The 23589-nt window shown below is 41.5% G+C and carries 20 protein-coding genes and 2 pseudogenes; 12 read left to right on the forward strand and 10 right to left on the reverse strand.

Annotation, left to right across the window (positions count from 1 at the left end; translation table 11 throughout):
- Positions 1–112: 112 nt before the first annotated feature.
- A complete protein-coding gene (locus GTQ43_RS11675; protein WP_265272771.1) occupies positions 113–424 on the reverse strand; it encodes a hypothetical protein in 312 nt (103 codons plus the stop codon).
- Between GTQ43_RS11675 and GTQ43_RS11680 the strand changes: the two genes are divergently transcribed.
- On the forward strand, positions 411–1373 hold the full coding sequence (locus GTQ43_RS11680; protein ID WP_265272772.1) for an orange carotenoid-binding protein: 963 nt from the start codon (positions 411–413) through the stop codon (positions 1371–1373). The genes GTQ43_RS11675 and GTQ43_RS11680 overlap by 14 nt on opposite strands.
- Before the next feature lie 115 nt (positions 1374–1488).
- Here the strand turns inward: GTQ43_RS11680 and GTQ43_RS11685 are convergent, their stop codons facing one another.
- Positions 1489–3159 carry a dipeptide ABC transporter ATP-binding protein gene (locus GTQ43_RS11685; protein ID WP_265272773.1) on the reverse strand — a complete coding sequence of 557 codons (1671 nt, stop codon included), beginning with the start codon at positions 3157–3159 and terminating at the stop codon, positions 1489–1491.
- A gap of 446 nt (positions 3160–3605) precedes the next feature.
- On the opposite strand from GTQ43_RS11685, the gene GTQ43_RS11690 reads away from it, so the two are divergent.
- The gene (locus GTQ43_RS11690) at positions 3606–5516 is read left to right on the forward strand and encodes an ABC transporter ATP-binding protein (RefSeq protein WP_265272774.1); all 1911 of its coding nucleotides are present in this window, start codon (positions 3606–3608) and stop codon (positions 5514–5516) included.
- 296 nt (positions 5517–5812) lie between these two features.
- Here the strand turns inward: GTQ43_RS11690 and GTQ43_RS11695 are convergent, their stop codons facing one another.
- The 3 genes from GTQ43_RS11695 to GTQ43_RS11705 all read right to left on the reverse strand — a co-directional run bounded on the left by GTQ43_RS11695 (position 5813) and on the right by GTQ43_RS11705 (position 8588).
- Complete coding sequence (locus GTQ43_RS11695; RefSeq protein ID WP_265272775.1) at positions 5813–7006, reverse strand: Coenzyme F420 hydrogenase/dehydrogenase, beta subunit C-terminal domain; 1194 nt, start codon at positions 7004–7006, stop codon at positions 5813–5815.
- 116 nt (positions 7007–7122) lie between these two features.
- On the reverse strand, positions 7123–7746 hold the full coding sequence (locus GTQ43_RS11700) for a TenA family protein (RefSeq protein WP_265272776.1): 624 nt from the start codon (positions 7744–7746) through the stop codon (positions 7123–7125).
- Positions 7747–7817: 71 nt separating this feature from the next.
- Complete coding sequence (locus GTQ43_RS11705; protein WP_265272777.1) at positions 7818–8588, reverse strand: pentapeptide repeat-containing protein; 771 nt, start codon at positions 8586–8588, stop codon at positions 7818–7820.
- Positions 8589–9255: 667 nt separating this feature from the next.
- On the opposite strand from GTQ43_RS11705, the gene GTQ43_RS11710 reads away from it, so the two are divergent.
- Positions 9256–9522, forward strand: a complete 267-nt coding sequence (locus GTQ43_RS11710; RefSeq protein ID WP_265272778.1) for a type II toxin-antitoxin system HicA family toxin — start codon at positions 9256–9258, stop codon at positions 9520–9522.
- Positions 9506–9718 carry a type II toxin-antitoxin system HicB family antitoxin gene (locus GTQ43_RS11715; RefSeq protein ID WP_265272779.1) on the forward strand — a complete coding sequence of 71 codons (213 nt, stop codon included), beginning with the start codon at positions 9506–9508 and terminating at the stop codon, positions 9716–9718. The genes GTQ43_RS11710 and GTQ43_RS11715 overlap by 17 nt, the downstream gene beginning before the upstream one ends.
- Before the next feature lie 137 nt (positions 9719–9855).
- Here GTQ43_RS11715 and GTQ43_RS11720 read toward each other — a convergent pair whose 3' ends face one another.
- Positions 9856–10887: an L-histidine N(alpha)-methyltransferase gene (locus tag GTQ43_RS11720; protein WP_265272780.1), complete on the reverse strand. Its 1032-nt coding sequence runs from the start codon at positions 10885–10887 to the stop codon at positions 9856–9858.
- A gap of 332 nt (positions 10888–11219) precedes the next feature.
- Between GTQ43_RS11720 and GTQ43_RS11725 the strand changes: the two are divergent.
- From GTQ43_RS11725 to GTQ43_RS11740, 4 genes and pseudogenes are all read left to right on the forward strand, one after another.
- Positions 11220–13012: pseudogene (locus GTQ43_RS11725) on the forward strand (ABC transporter ATP-binding protein).
- A gap of 69 nt (positions 13013–13081) precedes the next feature.
- Positions 13082–14860, forward strand: a complete 1779-nt coding sequence (locus tag GTQ43_RS11730; protein ID WP_265272781.1) for an ABC transporter ATP-binding protein — start codon at positions 13082–13084, stop codon at positions 14858–14860.
- 153 nt (positions 14861–15013) lie between these two features.
- Positions 15014–15268: a TIGR03643 family protein gene (locus GTQ43_RS11735; protein ID WP_265273738.1), complete on the forward strand. Its 255-nt coding sequence runs from the start codon at positions 15014–15016 to the stop codon at positions 15266–15268.
- Between the two features lie 15 nt (positions 15269–15283).
- Positions 15284–15817: a dihydrofolate reductase family protein gene (locus GTQ43_RS11740; protein WP_265272782.1), complete on the forward strand. Its 534-nt coding sequence runs from the start codon at positions 15284–15286 to the stop codon at positions 15815–15817.
- A gap of 95 nt (positions 15818–15912) precedes the next feature.
- Here GTQ43_RS11740 and trxA read toward each other — a convergent pair whose 3' ends face one another.
- Together trxA and GTQ43_RS11750 are read right to left on the reverse strand one after the other, a co-directional pair.
- Positions 15913–16260 (reverse strand): thioredoxin, encoded by a 348-nt coding sequence (trxA, locus tag GTQ43_RS11745; protein WP_265272783.1) that lies wholly within the window; start codon positions 16258–16260, stop codon positions 15913–15915.
- Between the two features lie 168 nt (positions 16261–16428).
- The gene (locus GTQ43_RS11750; protein ID WP_265272784.1) at positions 16429–16749 is read right to left on the reverse strand and encodes a hypothetical protein; all 321 of its coding nucleotides are present in this window, start codon (positions 16747–16749) and stop codon (positions 16429–16431) included.
- 478 nt (positions 16750–17227) lie between these two features.
- Between GTQ43_RS11750 and GTQ43_RS11755 the strand changes: the two genes are divergently transcribed.
- Positions 17228–17437 carry a hypothetical protein gene (locus GTQ43_RS11755; RefSeq protein WP_265272785.1) on the forward strand — a complete coding sequence of 70 codons (210 nt, stop codon included), beginning with the start codon at positions 17228–17230 and terminating at the stop codon, positions 17435–17437.
- A gap of 462 nt (positions 17438–17899) precedes the next feature.
- Here GTQ43_RS11755 and GTQ43_RS11760 read toward each other — a convergent pair whose 3' ends face one another.
- Positions 17900–18163, reverse strand: coding sequence for a hypothetical protein (locus tag GTQ43_RS11760; RefSeq protein WP_265273739.1), 264 nt, complete (start codon positions 18161–18163; stop codon positions 17900–17902).
- A gap of 139 nt (positions 18164–18302) precedes the next feature.
- Here GTQ43_RS11760 and GTQ43_RS11765 point away from each other — a divergent pair, with 139 nt between their 5' ends.
- Entirely contained in the window at positions 18303–18596 is a 294-nt protein-coding gene (locus GTQ43_RS11765) for a hypothetical protein (protein WP_265272786.1), read from the forward strand.
- Between the two features lie 554 nt (positions 18597–19150).
- Here the strand turns inward: GTQ43_RS11765 and GTQ43_RS11770 are convergent.
- The gene (locus GTQ43_RS11770; protein WP_265272787.1) at positions 19151–21424 is read right to left on the reverse strand and encodes a PhoD-like phosphatase; all 2274 of its coding nucleotides are present in this window, start codon (positions 21422–21424) and stop codon (positions 19151–19153) included.
- Positions 21425–21658: 234 nt separating this feature from the next.
- Here GTQ43_RS11770 and GTQ43_RS11775 point away from each other — a divergent pair.
- Together GTQ43_RS11775 and miaB are read left to right on the forward strand one after the other, a co-directional pair.
- Positions 21659–21778 (forward strand): annotated as a pseudogene (locus GTQ43_RS11775) (Uma2 family endonuclease); the annotation flags it as partial.
- A gap of 405 nt (positions 21779–22183) precedes the next feature.
- Positions 22184–23548: a tRNA (N6-isopentenyl adenosine(37)-C2)-methylthiotransferase MiaB gene (gene miaB, locus GTQ43_RS11780; protein WP_265272788.1), complete on the forward strand. Its 1365-nt coding sequence runs from the start codon at positions 22184–22186 to the stop codon at positions 23546–23548.
- The last annotated feature ends 41 nt before the right edge of the window (positions 23549–23589 follow it).

Here is a 23589-nt window from a genome sequence, read left to right on the forward strand (position 1 = left end):
TTGCGTAAGTCCTAAAAGTCTCTATTTACAAATAGTCGGACAAAAATATTTTAATTGCGATCGCTCTTGAAAAGAGATGCACATAAAAGCACCAATTGCATCTAATTTAACTTCAATAAAACTTATCATTTTCATAAGCAAAAATTATCAAAGTATGACTGAAGAAGTATTGCTTATTTGTAACGAACTTGTTATGTTTCTTTACATATAGAAATAAAAGTAGCATCAATGCGTTAAACCACTGTTGTTCAAGGTTTTCTAAATAACTGTGCAGTTGATCCTGTAATGTGCTTTGCCAAGTATCCAAACTTAACGGCAACAAGTCGTTTAAACGCATTTCCCATCCGTCTTTGCACATTTGGTTTTTCACATTTCGATAAAACTGTAATTTTCTTTTGGGAATATCTGCTATGTCTTTTACCATCAAGTCGGCTCAAAGTATTTTTCCCGGCACGCTAGTTGCTGACCTTGTTCCAACAGTTGTCGAATCATTCTCTCAACTCAATGCTGAAGATCAACTAGCATTACTCTGGTTTGCCTATACCGAAATGGGTAGAAGTATTACAGTTGCGGCTCCTGGAGCAGCCAACATGATACTCGCACAAGGCTTACTCGAACAAATTAAGCAGATGCCTTTCGACGCTCAAACACGAGTTATGTACGATTTAGCTAACCGTGCTGATACTCCTCTGTGTCGTTCTTATGCATCCTTCACCGTCAACATCAAGTTAGGCTTTTGGTATCAATTAGGAGAATGGATGGCCCAGGGAATCGTTGCTCCGATTCCAGAAGGTTACAAACTTTCTCCTGATGCTGCTGATGTATTACAAGCAATTCGCAATGCTGATTCAGGTCAACAAATCACAATTCTTCGCAACACTGTAGTTAGTATGGGATTTGACCCGAACGCCCCCGGTAGTTACAAAAAAGTCTCAGAACCTGTGGCTCCTCCCACTGCACCAGCGTTTCGGACTAAAGTCACTATTGAAGGTATCAACAACCCTACAGTTCTTGGCTATATCAATAACATGAATGCCAATGACTTTGATGCTGCGGTTAGTTTGTTTACCTCTGAAGGTGCTTTGCAACCTCCCTTTGAAAGACCGATTATTGGTCAAGAGGCAATCCGCGCTTATATGCGTGAAGAATGCCAGGGATTAAAGATGATCCCAGAGCGTGGTATTGCCGAGCCAGTAGAAGATGGCTATACCCAAGTTAAAGTCACCGGCAAAGTCCAAACCCCCTGGTTTGGTGCAAGTGTGGGGATGAATATTGCATGGCGATTTTTGCTAGATCCCCAAGGCAAAATTTTCTTTGTTGCGATTGACTTGCTTGCTTCTCCTAAAGAACTGCTCAACCTAGTACGCAAATAGAACACTAGATTAGTCGCTGCTTAAGCGTGGATGGGTGCGAGCCACCTCGCCACGCTTAAGTAATCGTGCAACTTGAGATTTTGGTAAAGAGCGATCGCATCCTCATTTTATTTCGTTAAGCGCGTGCTAGTAAGGGAGCAGCAGCTAGTAATGTTTTGGTATAAGGGTGCTGAGGATTAGCAAAAATATTTTTTGTCAGACCGAGTTCGACAATTTTACCGCCATTCATCACGGCTATGCGATCGCACAAAAATCGAGCTAACCAAAGATCGTGGGTGATGAACAGATAAGTTAACTCAAATTCTTCTTTTAATTGCAACATTAAATCTAGTACTTGCGACTGCACGCTAGCGTCTAACATGCTCACTGGTTCATCGCAAATTAGAAGCTTCGGGTGAGTAATCAAAGCACGAGCGATCGCAACTCTTTGTTGTTGTCCACCAGACAAATCCGACGGATAACGCTCATAATACACTTCTGGCGGTGTTAATCCAACTTTCTGTAGCATCCACAAAACCTGTTCTTTTGCCTTCACAGGATCGGCTAAATTGTGGATGAATAAAGGATCGGCGATACTTTGCCCCACTGTCATCGCTGGATTGAGACAAGCATGGGGATCTTGAAAAACCATTTGGATTTGTCGCCGTGAGGAACGAATCTCTTGACGCGATAGTGTAGTTAAATCCTGTCCTAAAAACTTAACTTTACCACTGGTGGGGCGAATTAGTTGCAAGATTGTCCGTGATAGTGTACTTTTTCCACAACCAGATTCTCCAACTAAGCCGAGAATTTCTCCTGGATAAAGATCCAAGTTAATCCCATCTACTGCTTTAATTGTTTGCGCTTCTGCCTTAAACAATCGCTCAATTAAATTAGGTTCTATGGTGTAGTATTGCTTGAGTTCTGTAACACTCAAAATTGGGGATTTATGATTAATAATCGGTAATTGCTTGTCTTCATCATTGGCAATTATCAACTCTCCATCATCATTTACTGCTTGAATATGTAAAGCTGCTTTTAAGAGCGATCGCGTATATTCATGTTGAGGGTGTCTAAATACGGTTTCCGTAGAACCCATTTCCACCATCTTGCCGTTGTACATTACGCCAATGCGATCGCAATACTCAGCCACCATTGCTAAATCGTGAGAAATCAGCAACAATCCCATATTTTCTTCACCGCACAAGCGAGTTAATTCTTGCAATATCTGCGCGGAAACGGTGACATCTAAGCTGGTGGTGGGTTCATCGGCAACAATTAACTTGGGATTGAGGAGTAAAGCTAAAGCGATCGCAACTCGTTGGCGCATTCCTCCGCTAAACTCATGAGGATACTGATTCCAGCGACTAGCCGGAATATTCACCTTCGCCAAGGTAGCAAGTGCTTTTTCTTTGGCTTCCCGCTTGGATAATCCTGGTGAGTGCGCCTGAAGGGTTTCGATACAATGCTTACCAATAGTCATCAAAGGATCGAGGCGTGTCATGGGATCTTGAAAAATTAAAGCGATCGCTTCTCCCCGAAATTTTCGTAACTGGTTAGGCATCAAGTCCAAAACTGACTTTCCTTGAAATGTCACCCGTCCCTCAATCTGGCTAGAGGCTGGTAATAAACGCATTACTGCGCGTCCGATGGTTGACTTCCCACAACCCGATTCTCCTACCAATCCCATTCTTTCACCTGGTTGCAAAGTGAAAGATACATCATCAACTGCCCAGCTTGCTTGTTCTCCACTCCGCCGAGGATAGGCAACTTTTAAGTTTTCGATACAGAATAAGGCTTCACTCATAGTTTAGTTATCAGCCCTGAGCTACCAGTTTTTATAATTTCAAATTTAACCAGGACTTATGCAAACAATAGCCGAAATACTTATTTTCAGGTAGAGGCAATTTATGAATTGCCCCGACATCATTGAGGGCTAGAGGTATTAGTCTTTGCTTTAATTCACCATATCAGTATCTATCCTATGCCAAAAAACCCGGTCATGAAGACCAGGTTTTTGTGGGGTCATATTTCCCCAAGGCTAGTTATAGAAGTTCTTTATAAATCAGTGTTCTGGTAATAACTACCAAACTTAGGCGGTCAATTTCGGAAAACTATCGTCCAATATCCAAATTTTCTCTCACTCGTACGATCGCTAATAGCTTGATATCAGTGCGATCGCTCCCTACTGATTGAAATTGAAATCACAACGTCGGTCTGATAATTTTGCTATTATTTTATACTTTAAAATATATGCAAATAATTGAAATTTCTCCATTCCAAGCATTTCACCGGAGTGTGACAACGGTGATCAAGGTAGTTCCCAAGGAGCTACGCTATGTGACAATTTTGACATTATTGGGCGGTGCTGGGCCAGCGATCGCTATTTGGCTTAACAAGACGATCATTGATGAAATTACCCGCTTATTGAGTACAGAAACAACGCAGAATGCAATCGCTCTGATCCTTTCTCAACCGCTATTACTCTCCAGTATTGCAGGTTCACTGCTGGTAAATTTGGTAAGTGATGCAGTCACTAGCATCAACAGCTTTGTATATACTTCCCTGCGCGATCGGATTACAGGCTTTATCCAAGGACAAGTAATTGAGAAGGTTGCCACTTTTGAAGATATTGCCCTGTTTGAAACACCCGATTTGCTCAATTTACTGCAATTGACCGAAAAGGGAGTACAACGACTTCCAGAGCTTTGTCTGAGGCTGGTGACGATGTTAGAGGGAATTTTTATCTTCATTCCAGCTATATTGCTTTCGGTGTCCCTTGCTTGGTGGATACCACTTATTTTGTTTAGCTGCGCTACCCCTGCTATGTATGTAGAAAGGAAATACCGTAAGCAAGTTTGGAGGGTAGAAAAAACCCAAGCAAGTGTTCTTCGGGAAATGAACTTATATAAAACGGTTTTAACTGGGGAGACATACGCCAAAGAAATACGCCTATTTAGCTTGCAACCTTTACTACTAGAACGTTGGCACGGACTTTACCGGACAATTTTTAGAGCAATGGAACAGATTCGCCGTCGGGGGACAACGGCAGTTATTGGTTGGTCTTTATTCAGTGGCTTCGGCTTTGCGTTGCCTTATATATACGTAGTTCAGGGAGTGCTAAGTGGAACCCATACTTTAGGGGATTTGGCGCTTTACACTGGGGTAATTTTAGAAGTGCGTCGAAGTTTGGAGAATTTGATGTCTGGTGGGTCAGAGTTGTATGATATTGCACTCGCAACAACGCCCATTTTCCAACTTTTGGAATTAGAGCCGCAATTATCCCGTTCTCATCCAGAGTCATGGGGAGAAATTAGGGAATCGGCTGTTAACAATCAGAACTTTCAAAAAAATGGGAATCGGCAAAGTTTATCAGGTGAAGCATCGCAGACAGGTATTGACATCAAAAATCTATCCTTTACCTATCCCAATAGCGATGCTTACGGCGGTAAACAACACCCCATCCTGAAAAACATCAATCTGAAAATTCATCCTAACGAGATGATTGTACTGGTGGGTGAAAATGGTGCTGGCAAGACTACCTTAGCAAAATTATTATGTCGCCTCTATGACCCTAGCCAAGGTGCGATTATTTGGAATGGGCAAGATTTACGATCGCTCCCGTTAGAAGAATTGCGATCGCGCATTGATGTCGTTATGCAAGATTACGCTCGTTTTCCGACTACCGTCCGCGAAAATGTTGCCTTTGGGAATTTAGCGAAAATGCAGGATGACGAAGCGATTACGGAAGCGATCGCTGAGGCTGGTTTGTCAAGAGTCATTGAGAAGCTAGATCGTGGTTTAGAAACCCTTTTAGGCAAACAGCTAGAAGGCGGTATCGATTTATCAGGGGGACAATGGCAGAGATTAGCGATCGCTCGTGCATTGCTGCGACTGTCTCCAGCCGAACTACTCATCCTTGATGAGCCAACAGCAAATCTTGACCCAAAGACAGAACACGAGATTTACAATATTTTACGTACCCTGTCCCAGGGAAGAATAGCCGTTGTAGTCAGCCATCGCCTCGCCTTAGCAAAACTAGCAGATCGAGTAGTAGTTCTAGAACACGGTCAAATTATTGAAGTAGGCACTCATGACGAACTCATCGCACTAGGCGGACAGTATCACCTGATGTTTACTCGTCAAGCTAGTAGCTATAAGTGAATAGGGAGTGGGGAGATGGGGGCAGGGGGCAGGGGGCAGGGGGCAGGGGCTAGGCTGTTGACTTTGATTTAATTTAGGGTTTTTTGGTTCATGTTATTTTTGTGTCATTGCGAGCGAAGCGAAGCAATCGCCTGGGATTGCTTCGCTTCGCTCGCAATGACATATATTTTGCATGATTTTTTAACTCCTAAAAAAGCATAGAGTCAACAGCCTAGGCAGGGGCAGGGGGAGATGAGGGAGAATAACTCTTAACTCAGAACTCTTTTGCCCAATGCCCAATTCCTAATTCCCAATGTTTATTCTGGTAACTTATACTGCCCAACAATACGCTTGGCAAACTCTGGAACGTGCGCTTCTAATTTCTCTGGATGATTTCGCTTTACATACAAATAATTCCGAGTAAAGTGAGAATCAATGGAAAATCGCGCATATTCCAAACCCTTGGGGCCGATTTTTTCAATAACCACACCCATGAGTTTGGCTGCCCACATGGGGAGGGTAACACCTTTATCGTAAGCGGGAATGCTTTGCTGTACAGCTTCCTTGCGATCGCCTTTAGATGTCACTGGTTGAGTGTCTAACTGGTCTTTCACCAAATCCAGCATTTCCTTACCAGTGTCATTTCTAACGACAATCCATTGCCAACCGAAGGGTGCGCCCATGTAGCCGACAACCAAATCGGCTAGGGAGTTGACGTAATCAAAGCAACTCATACAAGATGGGGCAAAAACATCTTTAAGTTTGTTAGTCTTCAAACCAAAGAAAGGCACTGTTTCTGATGAGCCATCCTCATGTTTGAAGTGAACCCGGAAGTCTTGCATGAATTCGTAATGTACAACCGTCTCTGGCGATCGACTGGTGGTTTCTAAGAATTTTTGCAGTCCGGCGCGATTAACATTGTCTACGCAGGGTGTACCCAAAACATACAGCTTTTCTAAGCCAAGTTGTTTTTCTACGGCTCGCAGCGCCTGGATTTGGCAACCAACACCAATTACCAATAGCCGTTTCATCCCCGATTTTTCTATCTGTTCCAATACGGAAAGGTTCGGCGAAAGAGTTGGTTTGTTTACTCGCGCTGCTAGTATTTCTTCTGGAGTTCGGGCAATGATGGGCATGGGTTGAAAGCGGTCTTCTTTGGTGTTCTGTACGCAAACCACACCTTCAACTAAGCCACGATTGAGCATTTCAATGGCAATGCTGCTAACTATACCCGTCCATTGTGCGCCTTCGATGGGCTGTTGTTTTCGCGCTGCCATCATATCTTGATGGACACCAAAGTATAACTCATCAGGGTTGTCAAGATGGCGCGATCGCGTGTGTGTTTCTGCTTCCAGTTCGCCTATTTGCTGATTAATAAAAGCACAGGCTTCCTTGACATAATGGATATAATATGTATCACATAGTCCGCACTCGCTACAAAGTTCTTTCGCAGGGCGGCGACTAGTAGGTTTTAAGGCTTTGGCTTTTTTGTGAGGAAAAACTGAGGTCATATAAATTTTTTGTTTTATCCAGTAATCGCTCTTATTACAATACCTTTACTGGATATAATTTCCTTCAACTCTCCCCTGAAAAAAAAATACTAAAGAGGAAAGAACTGGAGTAAAATCTACTCCAAAATCCACGCAGCCTGAAAAAAGTCGCGCTCACAAAACATAGCATAACGGTAGGTTGAATGCACAACAGGATTGCTAGTGGCATAATTGTCAACCAGGCTTTCTAATTGTTTTGTTAGTGGTTGAAAGTCTGCGCTGCTGTAAGTATGAATCCAGTCTGCATATTGATGATTAGGAATACCGTTACCAGCTAATTGTTCTCCCAAAAAAGCATACAGACGCATACACGGAGACATCGCCGTAGCAGTTAAACCTACATCTTGACTCCAAGCAGTTGCTAACAAAAAGTCAGTATAGCGGCGGGTGGCGGCTCCTGGTTCCACAGAATGCAAATTGACTCCCCACCCAGAAGCATAGCCACTATGCAGTCGCAGTTCTTCTAAAACTCCACTAGCTAAGTTATGAAATGTAGTGAAACCTAACCAGTCTGGTGCTTTAGCTGCCGCGATACTGTACGCACGGGCAAAAGCTTCTAAGAAAAAAGCATCTTGCCCTACGTAGTAAGCAAATTTTATTTGCTCAAGAGTACCATCACCAACGCCTAGAACGAAAGGATGCTCTAGGCAAGCTTGGGCTAAGTCTTGATTTGCTGCCCATAATTCGTTAGATAAGGTCATTTGTTATTTGTGATTTGTCATCTGTTATTATCCCTCTGTTGTTTCAACTCTCCCCCTGAAAAATATTGCACTCAAAAAGGGAAGAACTGGAGTAAAAGTGAGCTAATACCTCCCAAAAAGTCAGTGAAACTGGGCTTACCAACGCTTACCTGCTCATTTACGGGTGTTTGCAGTTCTTTTATAAAAGCCTGGGCTGTTTGTGTTCCAGAGGTATTACTTTGGGATGTAAACAATTTTTCAGCAACTTGGGCATCTTGGAATGCACCTTGTCTATCGAGTATTTGGTAACGGGCGACACCACGAGCTAAATAAGCACCTGCAAATTCTGGTTTAATAGCGATCGCTTGATTAAAATAACTGATTGCTTGCTGTTGGTTGCCTTTTTGCCCTTCTGCTATACCCCAAGCATAAAATTCTTCTGGTGAAGCAATTTTTGATGGTATACCAACTGCGCCTTGAAAGTTAGCACCATTTAAGTAAGCACCAGTCAGTTCTGCATTTGCTAGATAGCTATTTCGCAAATCAGCACCCGTCAAATTTGCCCCACTAAATTTAGCTTCGCTCAGGTTAACACCAAATAAACTAGCGCCACTTAAGTTTGCGCCCCGGAAATCTGCGCCACTCAAGTTTGCCCGACTGAGGTTAGCACCTGTAAGATTAGCACCGCTCAAATTGGCTCCAGATAAGTCAGCCATTACTAAACCTGCATTAGTCAAATCACAGTTTTGACATTGTTTGGTTGCCAATAACTGTCTAAGGTGTTCAGAATTTGCTGCTTGTACGCTTGTTGTCAAACTAATTATGGTTAAAAATGCGGCTGCACCTAGAATTTGGTTTCTCATACTATTGCAATATTTATTACTCAGTAATTAAGATCGACTGAGATGGATTTATACCTCAGCCTATAATATGAGCAATCTCAACAATTTGCCCTCTGTAGTCCTCCATATCACTTGTAAATTTGAGCATGGCGGTTATTGCTGAGTTTAATAAGCCCTGTTTACCAGGCGATACCTTCTGGCGCATCCGCTAGACTAACGTATTTCTCTATTAGACATCTCCGATAATGAATGTAAATATGTAGTAGTGCTACGTCTCTACAAGGGTTCTGGATAACGCATATTTAATTTCACCAGATGTCTATTTTTATAGACAGCGATCGCAACATCAAGCAAAATGATGCACTTTACCATAGTCAAAACTGAATTCACAACCCTAAACCTAATACAAAATATCGTTTCAGACAAAGCATCTGTAACACCAATTCTCTGTAAACTTACACTTAATGATTACTCCTTCTCACTTGGCGTACTTGGCGTACTTGGCGGTTCGTTTAATAAATTATTAAGTGCAGCCTCATACTAAATTGCTATAACATCCAAATAACAAGCACAAAGTAAATCACTGGAGCTGTATCCAAATCAAGGGGCAAAAAGATAAATTTGCTTTTGTATACCCTGATTTTAAATAAATATGAGACTATAGAAACATTAAAGCAGTCAGAAAAACGTGAGTCAGCAAGACAAAATCTTAGACAAAATTCTCTCTGGGACTTCTGATACAGACATCCCTTTCGCCCAACTGTGGCAACTATTATATACACTAGGCTTTGATGAACGGATTCGTGGCGATCATCGGATTTTTTTCAAAGCCGATGTTCAAGAAATATTGAACCTACAACATAAAAGAGGAAAAGCCAAAAGCTATCAAATTAAACAAGTTCGGGCGGTGATTCTCAAATATAAGCTAGGAAGTAAAAATGATGTTTCGCTATGAAATTATTATCTATTGGAGTGAATTAGATCGAGCCTTTATTGCAGAAGTCCCAGAATTATCAGGCTGTGCTGCTGACGGTGATACTTATCAAGAAGCCTTGCATAATGTAGAATTAGTTATGCAGGAATGGATAGAAACAGCTAAGGATTTAGGTCGGTCAATTCCTCAACCTCGACCGCGTTTGATGTACATTTAATACATACACAAACCAAGCGATCTAATTTTTATTAATTTATTTGTTGGAAATCCCTAAATCATTCGTGAAAATTTAAATTTAGATCCCCGACTTATTCAAGAAGTCGGGGATCTAGACACTGTGAAGTTCAACAAATGTTAGTTATCGGCAATTTTACAAATTGCCATAATATGTGATTTGTATTTGTCAGTACTATAGTGAATAAGTTGTAATCCCGAACGTTCTAGTTCTTGTAAAAGTTTAGGTATTTCATATTTATGATGTCGCCAAATAGTAATTTCCTCACCTTGAGAAAATTCAATCTTTTTATTTATCTCCATGTGACTGAAATTTATAGTGTAATCATGATGAAATCTCATATTAGCAACTATACTATCGGTTTTTAAATCATATTTTCTCACCAATTCACAATCTTCTGATTTAATCCCAATTTTATTTTTTACCCATCCATATACTTCTTCTACATGATACTTGCAGCCACCTCTGATATTTCCATCCCATTTAGAGTTACAGCCAATTTCATTAGTGAACACTAGCAAATCATTTTTTTCCATGCTATCACGAAAGTTTTTGAATACCTCGTCTCTATTTTGATGGTTCCCAATAGTAACCCCTAAATGTAAAAATATTTTTGCTGTGTCGTCAATTTCAAGACTAGCTTGATTTTGAAATAGATTTCGGGGTATACAACTATTTTCTATATCAATTGTAGAACTGATAAACTTGACTAGAGGGAACCATTTTTTTAAATTATTTCTGGATACACAAAGCAATTCTTCGCTAATATCTAAGGCAATATATTTATTAACCTTATTTAATTTGTTAAGTCTTTGAATAAAATCTTTTACAGGATATGAATTTCCTGCGCCCACATCTACGATATTGACTTTTTTGCCACTTTGAATATTGCCATTAAGGTATTGAAAGTTAGTTTTTAAAAGTTCAATTTCTACATTAGACCTTCGATACCATTTAGGAACAATATATTTTAGATAAAATTCATCCCATATTTTTGCACCTCTACCTTTATAGGAATATTTTAGAGGTATTTCTCGTCTAACTTCTAATGCATGAATTATCCCTAAAACTTCTTCTTGAGAAAAAATAGAGTAGAACTCAGAACTTGGCTTTGCTGTGCGACTGATAGGAGTTGAGATATCCGATGACATTTGGTTTTCTGGGGTCTTTACATACAGAATTTACGCACAGACTAAGATTTTACGTCATTACGAGCGAAGCGAAGTAAGGGATTTCCAATAAATTATCCAAAAAACGTAGACGCAAAGCGGCTTGCCGTAGGCTACCACAGAGGCAATAGAGTTGCCAGCGGTTCCCCGACTTGTAGCAACTGACGCGACACGGAGAGAGGAGAAATAGAGAGGATTTTTGCGTCAGTTTTGGGATATTTTTTATTTGAAAGTCCCTAATTACCCACTGAGTGATTGTTTTTTTTACAATCAAAGTGCGAGATAATTTTCCAAAGATACAGGGGTGAATTCCAGTGCTTCAGCAATCAGAACTTCAGGAAGGTTCGTCGATACAGCCAATGCAGCGTGTGCTTAAGAGTTTAAGTACTTACCGATGGACTTCGCTGGGAGCATTGGTTAGCTTGTTGATGTTGACGATCGCAAACGCAGTTACCCCACAATTATTTCGCTGGGGAATCGATGAGGGTATCAAAGAAAAAAACCTCCAAATAGTGCTATATAGCGCCGCCTGGATGGTACTAGCTGCGATCGCTCGTGGTTTATTTAACTTTGGCCAAAGTTATTTGGCAGAAGCAGTCTCTCAGGGTGTGGCTTACGATCTGCGGAACAAGATTTTTAGCAAAATTCAAAATCTCAGTTTCAGCTATCACGATCAATCGCAGACTTCCCAACTGTTAACCCGTGTCACCAACGACATTGAGCAGATTCGTACCTTTATTGGCACTAGCTTAATTCAGGTCATTGGTGGAATTGTCACACTGGTGAGTATGGCAGTGATTTTGCTAGTGATGAACTGGCAACTAGCACTGATTACCCTAACGGTAGTGCCGATCGCCGCATGGTTAATGGCACAATTCGTCACTCGAAATAACAAACTTTTTCGGCAAGTACAAGAGCAACTGAGCAACCTCAATGCTGTATTGCAAGAGAACTTGTTAGGAATACGGGTAGTAAAAGCCTTTGTCCGCGAGTCAACCGAGCGATCGCGTTACACCTCCTTAAATGATGGTCTAATTAAGGCAAATATGAAGACCATTCATGCCATCCACAATACTTTCCCGTTTATCTTTTTACTGAGTAACTTGGTAACACTGGCAGTTTTCGGCTACGGGGGAGCGCAGGTGATTGGGCGTAAATTCTCCATTGGCGAACTAGTAGCCTTTAACTCCTACCTAGCATTTATTCTCCAACCGATTTTATTAATTGGATTTGCAGCCCCCGCAATCGCTCAATCAGCCGCATCTGCTGAACGAGTCTATGAAGTTGTAGATGCAGAAGTAGAGATCCACGATTGTCCCGGTGCTGTTCCATTTGAAACTTGCGGCGGGAGAATCACCTTTGAAAATGTTTCCTTTCGCTATCCGGGAGCCAGTAGCGAAACTCTCAAAGAAGTTTCCTTTGAAACCAAACCTAACGAACTAATCGCCGTTTTAGGGATGACTGGTTCCGGGAAAAGCACGATTATGAACTTAATTCCCCGCTTTTATGATGCCACAGGGGAGCAGTTCGCATTGACGGCCGAGATGTCAAAAGTTTCACACTCAAAAGCTTGCGATCGCGAATTGGCATTGTGTTTCAGGAAACCACCCTTTTTTCTGGTACACTCCGCGAAAATATTGCCTACGCCAAACCTGATGCAACCTTAGAGCAAGTAATTGAGGTTGCAAAAAGCGCACAAATGCACGATTTTATTATCGGTCTACCCGATGGTTACGAGACAATTGTCGGGGAACGGGGCGTAGGCTTATCTGGGGGACAAAAACAAAGAATTGCGATCGCTCGTACCTTACTCACCAATTACAGCATTCTGATTTTGGACGATAGTACCTCAGCTATCGATGCCAAAACTGCTGCCCAGATTCAAGCTGAACTAGATGGTTTAATGCGCCAAAAAGCTTGTACAACTTTTGTCGTCGCTCAACGTATTAGTACCGTCAAGAATGCCGATCGCATTTTTCTCATGGATAAAGGTCGATTGGTCGCCCAAGGAACTCACGAAGAATTGATGGAAACCAGCCCTCTCTACGGGGTAATTTTGGAATCTCAAGTAAAGACGAAAGAAAAAAATGATACCAAACTAACATAATTAGTATTGCTTAAGATTTTTATAACAGCTTTGTAATCCAAAATCCCAAATCTAAAATCCAAAATTGCTATGAGAGGCACTATTCCCGTTGTTGCATCTGAGGAAAACGCAAGTCAGCAACTCTCCACCCTACGGCGCTTTTTGCAATACCTGCTACTTTATCGCAAAGAAATTCCCATCGCCCTGACATTAGTATTTATTGGTGCTGTAACTCAGGCAATAGGGCCGTTTTTTCTCGGCTGGTCGATTGATAACCTAATTGAACAAGGGAATTTGCAGGGACTCTTACTGTTATTAGGGCTACTAGCGCTGAACTACGGACTTGGCGTTTTGGCAATCCGGGGTCAAATTGTGCGAGTCGGCTGGATTATGCAGCGATTGCTGGGCCAACTCCGGCAAGATATTTTCACTAAAATTCAAAGTCTGCCCCTGAGCTTTTTCGATCGCAGCGAAGCGGGCGATTTAATGAGCCGCTTGCTGAATGATGTCAATACTGTAAATCAGGCCTTTGGACTGACGATCGCCCAAATGCTAGGCAACGTTTTCAGTTTGATCGGTATAATCATTGCCATGCTCTCAATCAATCTGAAACTTGGTTTGTTGAGCAACCTGGTTGTGCCACTGATGATTTTTACCACAAGTTTGTTTGCTCGTTGGGCAAGAGCCAGGTTTCGCGTTACCCGACAGACCATTGGGGAGCTTTCCGCCAAGTTAGAAGAAGATATTGTCAGCGTGCGAGAAGCACAGGCATTTAATCGGGTACAGATGAATATCGCAGAATTTGATGTCCTCAATGCTGCCAATCGTGATGCTAACGTCGAGGCTGTAGCAATAACTTCCGCCTTTTTACCTTCCATCGATTTTCTCAACACACTAGCAACCGCAGGTGTGCTGGCCTATGGTGGATATCTTGCGGTGACAGGAGAGGCAACAGTTGGTGTGGTGACATCCTTTTTACTTTACGTCCAGCAGTTCTTCCGCCCTATCCAGATTCTCAGCCAGTTTTACACCCAAGCTCAATCTGCCTTCGCCGGATTAGAGCGAATCTTTTTATTACTAGATGAACCGTCAGAACTCAAAGACGCACCCGATGCAGCAGAAATGCCGCCGATCCAGGGTGAAGTCATTTTTGAGAATGTCAAGTTTGGCTACAACCCAGATCAATTGGTTCTCAAAGGAGTGAATTTGCACGCCTATCCAGGGCAGATGGTTGCATTAGTAGGGGCAACCGGTTCAGGAAAAAGTACGATTATTAACTTGATTTTGCGCTTCTACGATGTATCTAGCGGTGCAGTGAAAATTGATGATATTGATGTGCGTAGTGTTACTCAAGCAAGTCTGCGCCGTCAAATTGGTATCGTTCTGCAAGACAATATTCTGTTCACCGGCACCGTCGCCGAAAACATTGCCTTTGGCGTTCCCTATGCTACCCAAGCAGACATCGAAGGGGCGGCACAACTGGCAAATGTCCATGAATTCATTACCTCACTACCACACGGCTATACAACTCAATTGGGTGAACGGGGAGCGCCCCTGAGCCAGGGACAGCGACAATTGATCAGTATTGCCCGTGCGGTGTTGATTAACCCCCGAATTTTGATTCTCGATGAGGCAACCAGCAGCATTGACACGCGTACAGAAGCGCTAGTACAAACTGCGATCGCACGTTTGCTGCAAGGTCGTACCAGTTTCGTAATTGCCCACCGTCTTAGTACAGTTACTCAGGCAAATCAGGTATTGGTAATTGAGCAGGGACAAATTGTCGAGCAAGGTACTCATGCCGAACTCATCGATCAACAGGGTGTCTATGCCAATCTTTATGCCCTGCAACTGGGTGCAGTAGACTAAAACGAAAAGTAGAATATATAAGGGACTTCCAAATAAAAAAATTTTCCAAAACTGACGCAAAAATCCTCTTAATCTCGCCTCTGTGGTTTGTTTTTTGGGATAATTTATTCCTTGGAAATCCCTAACTCGAATTTACCAATTGCCAGCGAAGAAATGAAGCTACCTAACCTCGATTCACAAACCATCGATCGCATCATTGAAATGGCATGGGAAGATAGAACATCTTTTGATGCTATTGAAGCTCAGTTTGGGCTGCTGGAAAAACAGGTAATTGCCTTAATGAGGCGCGAAATGAAAGAATCTAGTTTCCAAATGTGGCGAGAGCGAGTTACTAAACGCAATACCAAGCATTTGTCTAAGCGAGAATTTATTGCAGGTCGGTTTAAATCGCACAATCAAAAAATGTAACTAATTGAAAGTAAAATGACGAAAGTTACACTCTACATTGCAGCTAGTTTCGATGGCTATATTGCTCGCAGCGATGGCGGAATTGAATGGTTATCAATCCTTGATGTAGAAGGAGAAGACTACGGTTACACTACTTTTTACGAATCTATTGATGCTATTGTTTTGGGCAGCAATACTTACGAAGTCGGGCTTGGTTTTGATGAATGGCCTTATCCGGGGAAGAAATCATTTGTTTTCACCAAACGTCCCCTCCAATCCGATCGGGAAGATGTTGTATTTGTTTCCGATCCAGTAAAGAACGCCTTAGCAAATATAGAGGCTCAAGGTTTGGAAAATATCTGGCTAGTTGGTGGCGGAGCATTAATCAATTCGTTTCTTCAGCACAATTTGATTGACGAATATATTATTTCAACTATTCCAATTATCTTAGGTGGTGGTATACAGCTTTTCCCACCGCCTACCCCTGAAGAAAAATTGGAGCTGATTAACTCAAAACAATATTCTAGTGGTTTACTTCAAGCACATTATCGGCGAAAAGGTAAGGCTTAAAAATTTCTAACTTAGAATTATGCTTCAAGTGGTGAGAAGTCCGAGACTCGGAACTTCTGGGGATTTAAACACCACCTGAAACATCACTACCCTTATTAGGCATCGGCTACAAGTTTTTGAACAGCCTCGCTAAACTGCTCGTAAGGAGAAACCCCGACAATAGTTTCTATTAAAACACCCTCTTTGAAAATTAAAACTGCTGGAATACTGCGAAGTCCAAATTTTTTGAAAATTGGCTTATTGCTGTCAACGTCTACCTTAACAACTTTAGCGCGACCTTTATATTCTTCGGCAAGTTGTTCCATTAATGGACTGATCAAGCGACAGGGGCCACACCAAGTAGCAGTAAAATCAACAACAACGACTTTTTCTTCACTTTCTGTTAAAACACTATCAAAATCACTTTCTTGAACGTAAGCAACTATGTGAGTATCTGTAGACATTTTTTAATTCCTTTGTATCAAACGAAAAATTTCAACGAAAAACTAACTATACAAACTATACTCCCTTATGCGTGTCAGATTCACCATTCACCTACATTTAACTCTCTGACTGAGGGTGCATTGTGCGATCGCTCCCAACCCGGCTAATCCTTTCAAGGCGTAGAAGGATCAATAGTCATTTTCTCGCTCAAATAGTTCTAACAAGCCAATTGTGCCTACAAAAAAAGTATAAGTAGCATATTGGATTGGCATCTTTTTTCGGGAAGTTGCATAAAAAGCTGCTATAATTGCCTCGATAAAATGGCACGTCATGGCAAAACGCTCAATCCAAAAAATTAGATTAAGGCTGTTTGGTACATTACTATTAGTTATTACTGCATAAATATTCCACAACTCCAATCCAATCGCGCTTATTATAAGCACTGTAGATATAATTTTTACAAAATTAAAAAGATTTCTCTTGATCGACTTTAAATTCGTCCTATCCATAAAAAATATTGCAAATATCTCCAATACTGATTATCTAAAATTATCCCTAAGTCAATCAATCTTATATCATGATTTGCCTTTTTGTAAAAGCCTCTAAAAATATAGGCATGATGTATAGCAATCCTAAATCATTTGTGAAAATTACATATCTCTTTCTTCTTTCTTCTCTTTGCGTCCTTGGCGTACTTGGCGGTTCGTTTCCTTATTTATATTTTTCACGACTCATTTAGGACTACTATATCAAGCCTACCATTACCCTAAACACTATAGCGGTTTTCATTTATGTGAGGTACACCCGTAGGGGCAATTCATGAATTGCCCCTACACCTTACGAGATGATGTACCACATTTGAATGGGAACCGCTATAAGAGTAATTAAGATTAAATCACCAGATATTTAAAAAATGAGAAAAGTGTGGAATAATACATAGGTGGTAAATTTCACTGCACTCAGTAAATTGATAAAAAATGTAAAGCTATGATTGCTCAACATTACAATTCAATTCATGTTGAAAAACCCTTACTTCAACAAATCAAGATTAAAGAAAACCAGCTAAAAATTGCCCAAGAATCTAACATGCTCTATGTAGTAGAAGCATTGCAGATTGAATTATTAAAGTTAGAGTCTCAATTATCAGAGCCGCAAGACGTTGAGATTCAAGCGTTGATGAGTTTGTTAGACGATTAAGATTGTAAATTTTTGTTGCAAAGTTTATTCAAAACTCAAAAACTGTGTTTCCAGGAGCATAGCATAATAATTGTAATAACTGGGGGTGTGGCTTAGGTGCTATACCTCAATTCTTCAGATTACAAAAAGTGTGTTTTTATACTTAGTGTATCTTCTATTGCTCAGGAACAAAATGCTCAAGCCCCGTGTCTGGGGTAACTGGGAGCAATGCGATTTTGTGAGATGGGTAAGCAGGGGAGGCAGGGGAGGCAGGGGAGGCAGGGGAAGAGAAAGAAAATAAGTGTAGAAGCAGTCTGTAACGGTCGTAAAAAATACTAAAAATGCCTCTTTACTCACTCTGCTCCCCCTGCTACCCCTGCTACCCCTGCCTATTTTACGAGGATCTCACTTTTTCGCGTTGCTCCCGGGGTAACTTCACCTCGTGCAGTTTTACAAAGAATTGGTGTTACTTGGATTAAGATGTTATGGTTTTTGCTGAGTATATGGTTTTTTGATCTTTGGTACTGAATCAATCTTAAGAACAGGTTTAATTGAGGGTAGTTGTCTTTGCTGAAGAAGTTGAATTTCTCTCTCAATGGAATCTTTTCCTTGCGTAAAAAAGTCTTGAGAACTATATGGAACCAAGTCACGGGATAAATGTTGAGCTTGTGCTGGAGTCAAACCGGTAGCAGGTTGTTGAGCATTGGCAGAAGTTTGTATAGCCAGTAAAAAAGCTGTTGAAACCACCAAGGGTTTTATTCTTATACATCGGCAGAATATCAGGTTTAACATGATTTATACTAAAATTTATCAGTATTTTAACTGTTGTCTGATCTGTTAATACTTACTTAATATGTAGCACAAGATTTTTATTATTTCAGCCATTGTGAAATCTCTTCTACAGACTTACTTAGAGCAAGAAATCTGGATTCTAGTACGAGATAAGTGGTATTTTGCCACAATTATTGGAGTTTGGGATGATTTGTTATGGTTTAAACATAGGACTTACAACAAAGATACAGAGGAGGATACTCTCTGGGAAATGGTTGTAAAAATCAGTGAAGTAATTGCTATTGATAAAGTGAGGTCTGTTATCAGTAGAAAACCAGACGTGCTGATTTCACGGCTGCTAGAAACTGACCAAGGGACAAGTGAGTATCATCCAGATAATCAACATTAATTAGCTTTATATAGCAATCCGATTCAATACTGTTCGGTTAAGGCAAGAGACGCGATAAATCGCCGTCTTTACAATAATTAGTCCTTCGTCCTGACCGCGATTTATCGCGTCTTTGAGGTCTATTATTTTCATCAAATAACCTTAAGCAAACCGTATTGCAATCCGATTTGATTTGTGGGGAGTAGGGAAGAAGCCTAAGAGGATGTTTTAAAAGTCCTCTGGTCGGTAGCAAAAAGTTTTAGATCCCCCTAAATCCACGCCACGTGCTTCAAGTCGGGGAACCCGCCCAACGCAGTGGCTCCCCTTAAAAAGGGGGACTTTGATTCCGCTTCCCCCCTTTTTAAGGGGGGTTAGGGGGGATCAACAAGTGCCTAAAATTACAGCCAACCACTTTTAAAACATCCTCTAAGTTGCACTGAGTTTTTTCACAAATCAAATATGATTCCTATATAGCAATCCTATTTGATTTGTGAGAATTACAACCCGCATATCCCCGACTTCGTAAAAGTTGTTGGGGATATTTTTTATGAAGAAGAATTCAAGATTGATAAAGACTAATTGGGTGTTAACTGGCTCTCAAAACGACTGTAAACAACTTGGGTTGGATACCAAGAAGAAAACCAGTACAAATCTTGAATAACTTTGTTAGAACTACTCTTATCTGCTAACTCAAAATGAACCAGACCTAAATTATTTAATCCAACTACTTCTCGCCCTTCTTGAAACCAAGGAAATTCCCAAAACATCAGGGGTTGTATCCATTTCCATTTAGCATTTTCGGCTCGTTTCCAGGGAGCTATCAACGATAATATATCTGCTGTGCAGCCAGAAATTTGAACATTATTTCGAGCTATCCACTCCAGCACACAATACCAGTCAGAGTTAGTCAGCAACTGACGATTATGGTGTAATTCTTTCTCGGAAATTTCTACCATATTGGGTGGGTTGCTCCACCCGATCCAATGTCGCACCTTTTCTGGTAATAGCCAATCTTTCAATCGTGTATGAATGAGCCGCGTCAAAATCTCCTCATTCTTCAATGCACTAGCGGTTAACTGCACCAAGACAGATTGTAATTTGGAATGAGTGCGTGCATAATATAAGTGAGCAACAGAACTGTAGTGAATATCTCCAGAGAGAATAAGGATTTGTTGACGTTGCTCAAACAAAGTAGTTAGAAATTTCGCCAGTGCTTCCATATTAATGTTCCAGGCATCTCCAACATCGGTTGAAAAAACTTTCTCCTGTTTTAAGTTCCAATGGTGAATCCAATCAATGACTTGCATTCCAAATACATTTGTGGGCGCAATCACAAATGTAGTTTGAATTTGGGTTTGTTCAGCTATTTGTTGTAAAGGTAAAAATAGTTGTTGCTCAAAAGCTTTTGGACACAGCAGCATCGGTGGCGCAATTGGTTTTTGATCGGCTGGATAACCCCGCCAGGTGCGTGTGTCGAGTACAATTACTTCATGGCAACTACTTCTGACTATATAGTTCCAAGTGAGTGCTTCAGGATGTCGATCCAGAATGAATACTGCACCATCTCGGATTAAAATAGGTAAGTCTGTGTAAGGATCGTAGGTTGGCATACCGACATAACGAGCGATCGCTTCATCAGCCTTTACATCTGTCCCTTGAGAAGTTGACCAAGCTTGTGCAGCCACCAGCAGCTTTTCACCAGATTGACCTTCTGTAAATTGCTCAGGCGTATTTCCCCATCCTTGAAACACTGTGTAAGCTAACAAGGCATTTTGGACTATTCTTCGCCCCAAGGGACGACCCAGCACTCGCAAACACCAAGCTTGGTTTAGGTTCCAATCATCGCTAACATCATGGTCATCAAAGATGGTGTACATGGGGATATTGGCAAGGGCGCGGCGCACTTTCCAAAGGGTATAGATGAATTGGCGCAAATGCCGGACTGCTTGGTTCCAGTTTTTAATCGCATGGCGATCGCGCGTTACTTGGTATCCTTTAGGAAATGCGGCCGGCCAGCACACTGGCGACCAAGCTAGTAAATAAGTAGCGTAATACTCGCCGAGACTGAAAAGATGACTGTCAACTTTCTCAGATTTATTATGTAATCCTGCGGTCAAACCTGCTTGATTTGTCGCCACTTTAGCCCGTTCACCAGGTGGTAGCTGTTGCGGTGTGCAGTAAACTCCATTCACAGGAAGCTGTTCTTCCCAACCTAATAATGCATCACCAAGAGTACTGGCAACCCATAACGACGGATTTGCTACATCATCGCCGTAAATTTGATCTCCCGTGAGGAATAACTGGTGAGGACGGTTTTGGGGTTGATTTGCTGATGCTGCAATGAGACAGTCTAGAATCGGCAATGCATCAAAGCCATGACCATGAGGTTTACGACAAGAAGCATGAACAATTTGCAAATCTTGGAGACAGTTTGGCGGCAAAACAAAGGTTGGTTTTTGATGTTGAAAGTAGCTGATGCTGGCGGTAGGAAAGGAGTTTGAGCATAATGCTTGTTGCAGTGTTTGCCGATTTTGGTCAGCAATAGTAAACTGGAGATCGTATGCATAGATGCGATCGCTACTTAGGTCAGATTCAACGATAGACTGAGCCGTGACAGCAACTACATGAAGATACTTACCCAAAGCAACGGTAGAGCGTTCCCCCTCCAATAAACAATTTTCTACTACTTCACCATTATTGGTTGTCTCATAAACCTTAAGTTCTACCTGACAAGATTGTTTTAGTGCTACCCATACCGTCACTGAGTCGGGTTCAGTATGTTTTAGGATTGGCCCTGCTAAAATTAGTGGCAGTTCTTGTAAAAACTCGTCCCCAACTTGATACTTCATTGCAAACGGTTGACAAAGTGGTGGTGTTTTGAATGATGTTGCTGTATTTATAATCCAATCACCAAACGGGGACGAGTGTTTCGCCAGTTAACAAGATTCTATTTGTCTAACCGCCAAGGAAAAAAGTTTACCGGAATTAAAAAATTGCAACAAAGATAAAAATGTCAGAATAGTAATAATTTTATATGCATACTACTAAGCAAAAGTCAACAATAAACCCTCCGCGTTCCTCTTGCGGCTTATCGCACCATCCCCAGCTTTCAGGAATATGTTCTGATCGATCAGTACAAAAATCATGTAGAACAATATTCTAAAACTGATGCAAATAAATGGATTTTCTCAGAGTATGAAGAAGAGTAGTGATATTTTAACGTGTCGCGGAAGTCCCCACCTTCAATGTACTCATAAGGTGGGGATTGTGAGCGGGCGCTTCGTCAAAATTTTCTGATAGAATTATTGGGTCTTGACCACCAATGCCGTAAGCGAAAACCAAGCTGTATAGGTAAGTGTTGCAAGAGAAAGATTTGGGTCTTGGGAACCAGGACTCCTGACAAGAGGAGGGAATGTCAGACTTTCTAGTACTACGAAGTCCTGAAGGCTGTTCCCGGTGAATTGGGAGAGCTACGTCCGTCTTACGGCGGGGTAGTTCACCACTATCCTCTATTCAATTTCAAATCCCTCTATCAGATATTTATGATTATGATAAAGTTGACTTTGAGGCTCAAGAATAACCTCACTCTAACTGGTTAACTAAGCAACATGACCACTTCTAAACGCCACTATCACATCACTACCTTCGGTTGTCAGATGAATAAAGCTGACTCAGAGCGCATGGCTGGCGTTTTGGAAGATATGGGCTTTGAATGGTCTGAAGACCCAAATAATGCAGATTTGATTCTCTACAATACCTGCACAATTCGAGATAATGCCGAGCAAAAGGTATATTCCTATCTTGGCAGACAGGCAAAGCGCAAACACGAGCAGCCTGATTTAACCCTGATTGTTGCTGGTTGTGTAGCCCAACAAGAAGGCGAAGCGCTATTGCGACGAGTCCCAGAATTAGATTTGGTAATGGGGCCACAACATGCCAACCGCCTTAAAGATTTGCTGGAGTCGGTGTTTGAAGGTAATCAAGTTGTTGCAACCGAGTCGGTTCACATTATTGAAGATATCACCCAGCCACGACGCGATAGTAAAGTCACAGCTTGGGTAAATGTAATTTACGGCTGTAACGAACGCTGCACCTATTGCGTGGTTCCTAATGTACGCGGGATAGAACAATCTCGCACGCCGTCAGCTATCCGCGTTGAAATGGAAGAATTAGGACGGCAAGGTTACAAAGAAATTACTCTACTTGGTCAAAATATTGATGCTTACGGTAGAGATTTACCAGGAACAACACCAGAGGGTCGAAATCTGCACAACTTCACAGATTTACTTTATTACGTCCATGATGTACCGGGGATTGAAAGATTGAGATTTGCTACTAGCCATCCTCGTTATTTTACAGAGAGATTAATTAAGGCTTGTGCTGAGTTACCCAAAGTCTGCAAACACTTCCACATTCCCTTTCAATCTGGCGATAATGAACTTTTAAAGGCGATGTCGCGGGGTTATACCCATGAAAAATATCGCCGGATTATCGATACCATTCGGCGGTATATGCCAGATGCTTCTATTAGTGCTGATGCGATTGTCGGTTTTCCTGGGGAGACAGAAGCACAGTTTGAAAATACCCTGAAACTGGTGGAAGATATTGGCTTTGATATGTTGAACACAGCAGCATATTCGCCGCGTCCAGGGACACCTGCTGCTTTGTGGGACAATCAACTGAGTGAAGAAATAAAAAGCGATCGCCTCCAACGGCTCAATCATCTGGGAAACTTAAAAGTAGCCGAGCGATCACAACGTTACTTCGGACGGATCGAAGAAGTTTTAGTAGAAGACCAAAATCCTAAAGATCAAACCCAGGTGATGGGACGCACTGATGGTAATCGTCTGACATTCTTCAGTGGCGACATAAAAGAATTGAAAGGGCAGTTAGTGAAGGTAAAAATTACCGAAGTTCGTCCTTTTAGCTTGACTGGTGAACCAGTTGAAGTGAGACAAGCTATGCCAGTATAAAAAAGAGGGGGAAAGGGAACCTTATATTTAACCTTTTTTCT

Origin of the sequence: Nostoc sp. KVJ3, from assembly GCF_026127265.1 — a bacterium.
Taxonomy (GTDB): Bacteria; Cyanobacteriota; Cyanobacteriia; order Cyanobacteriales; family Nostocaceae; genus Nostoc.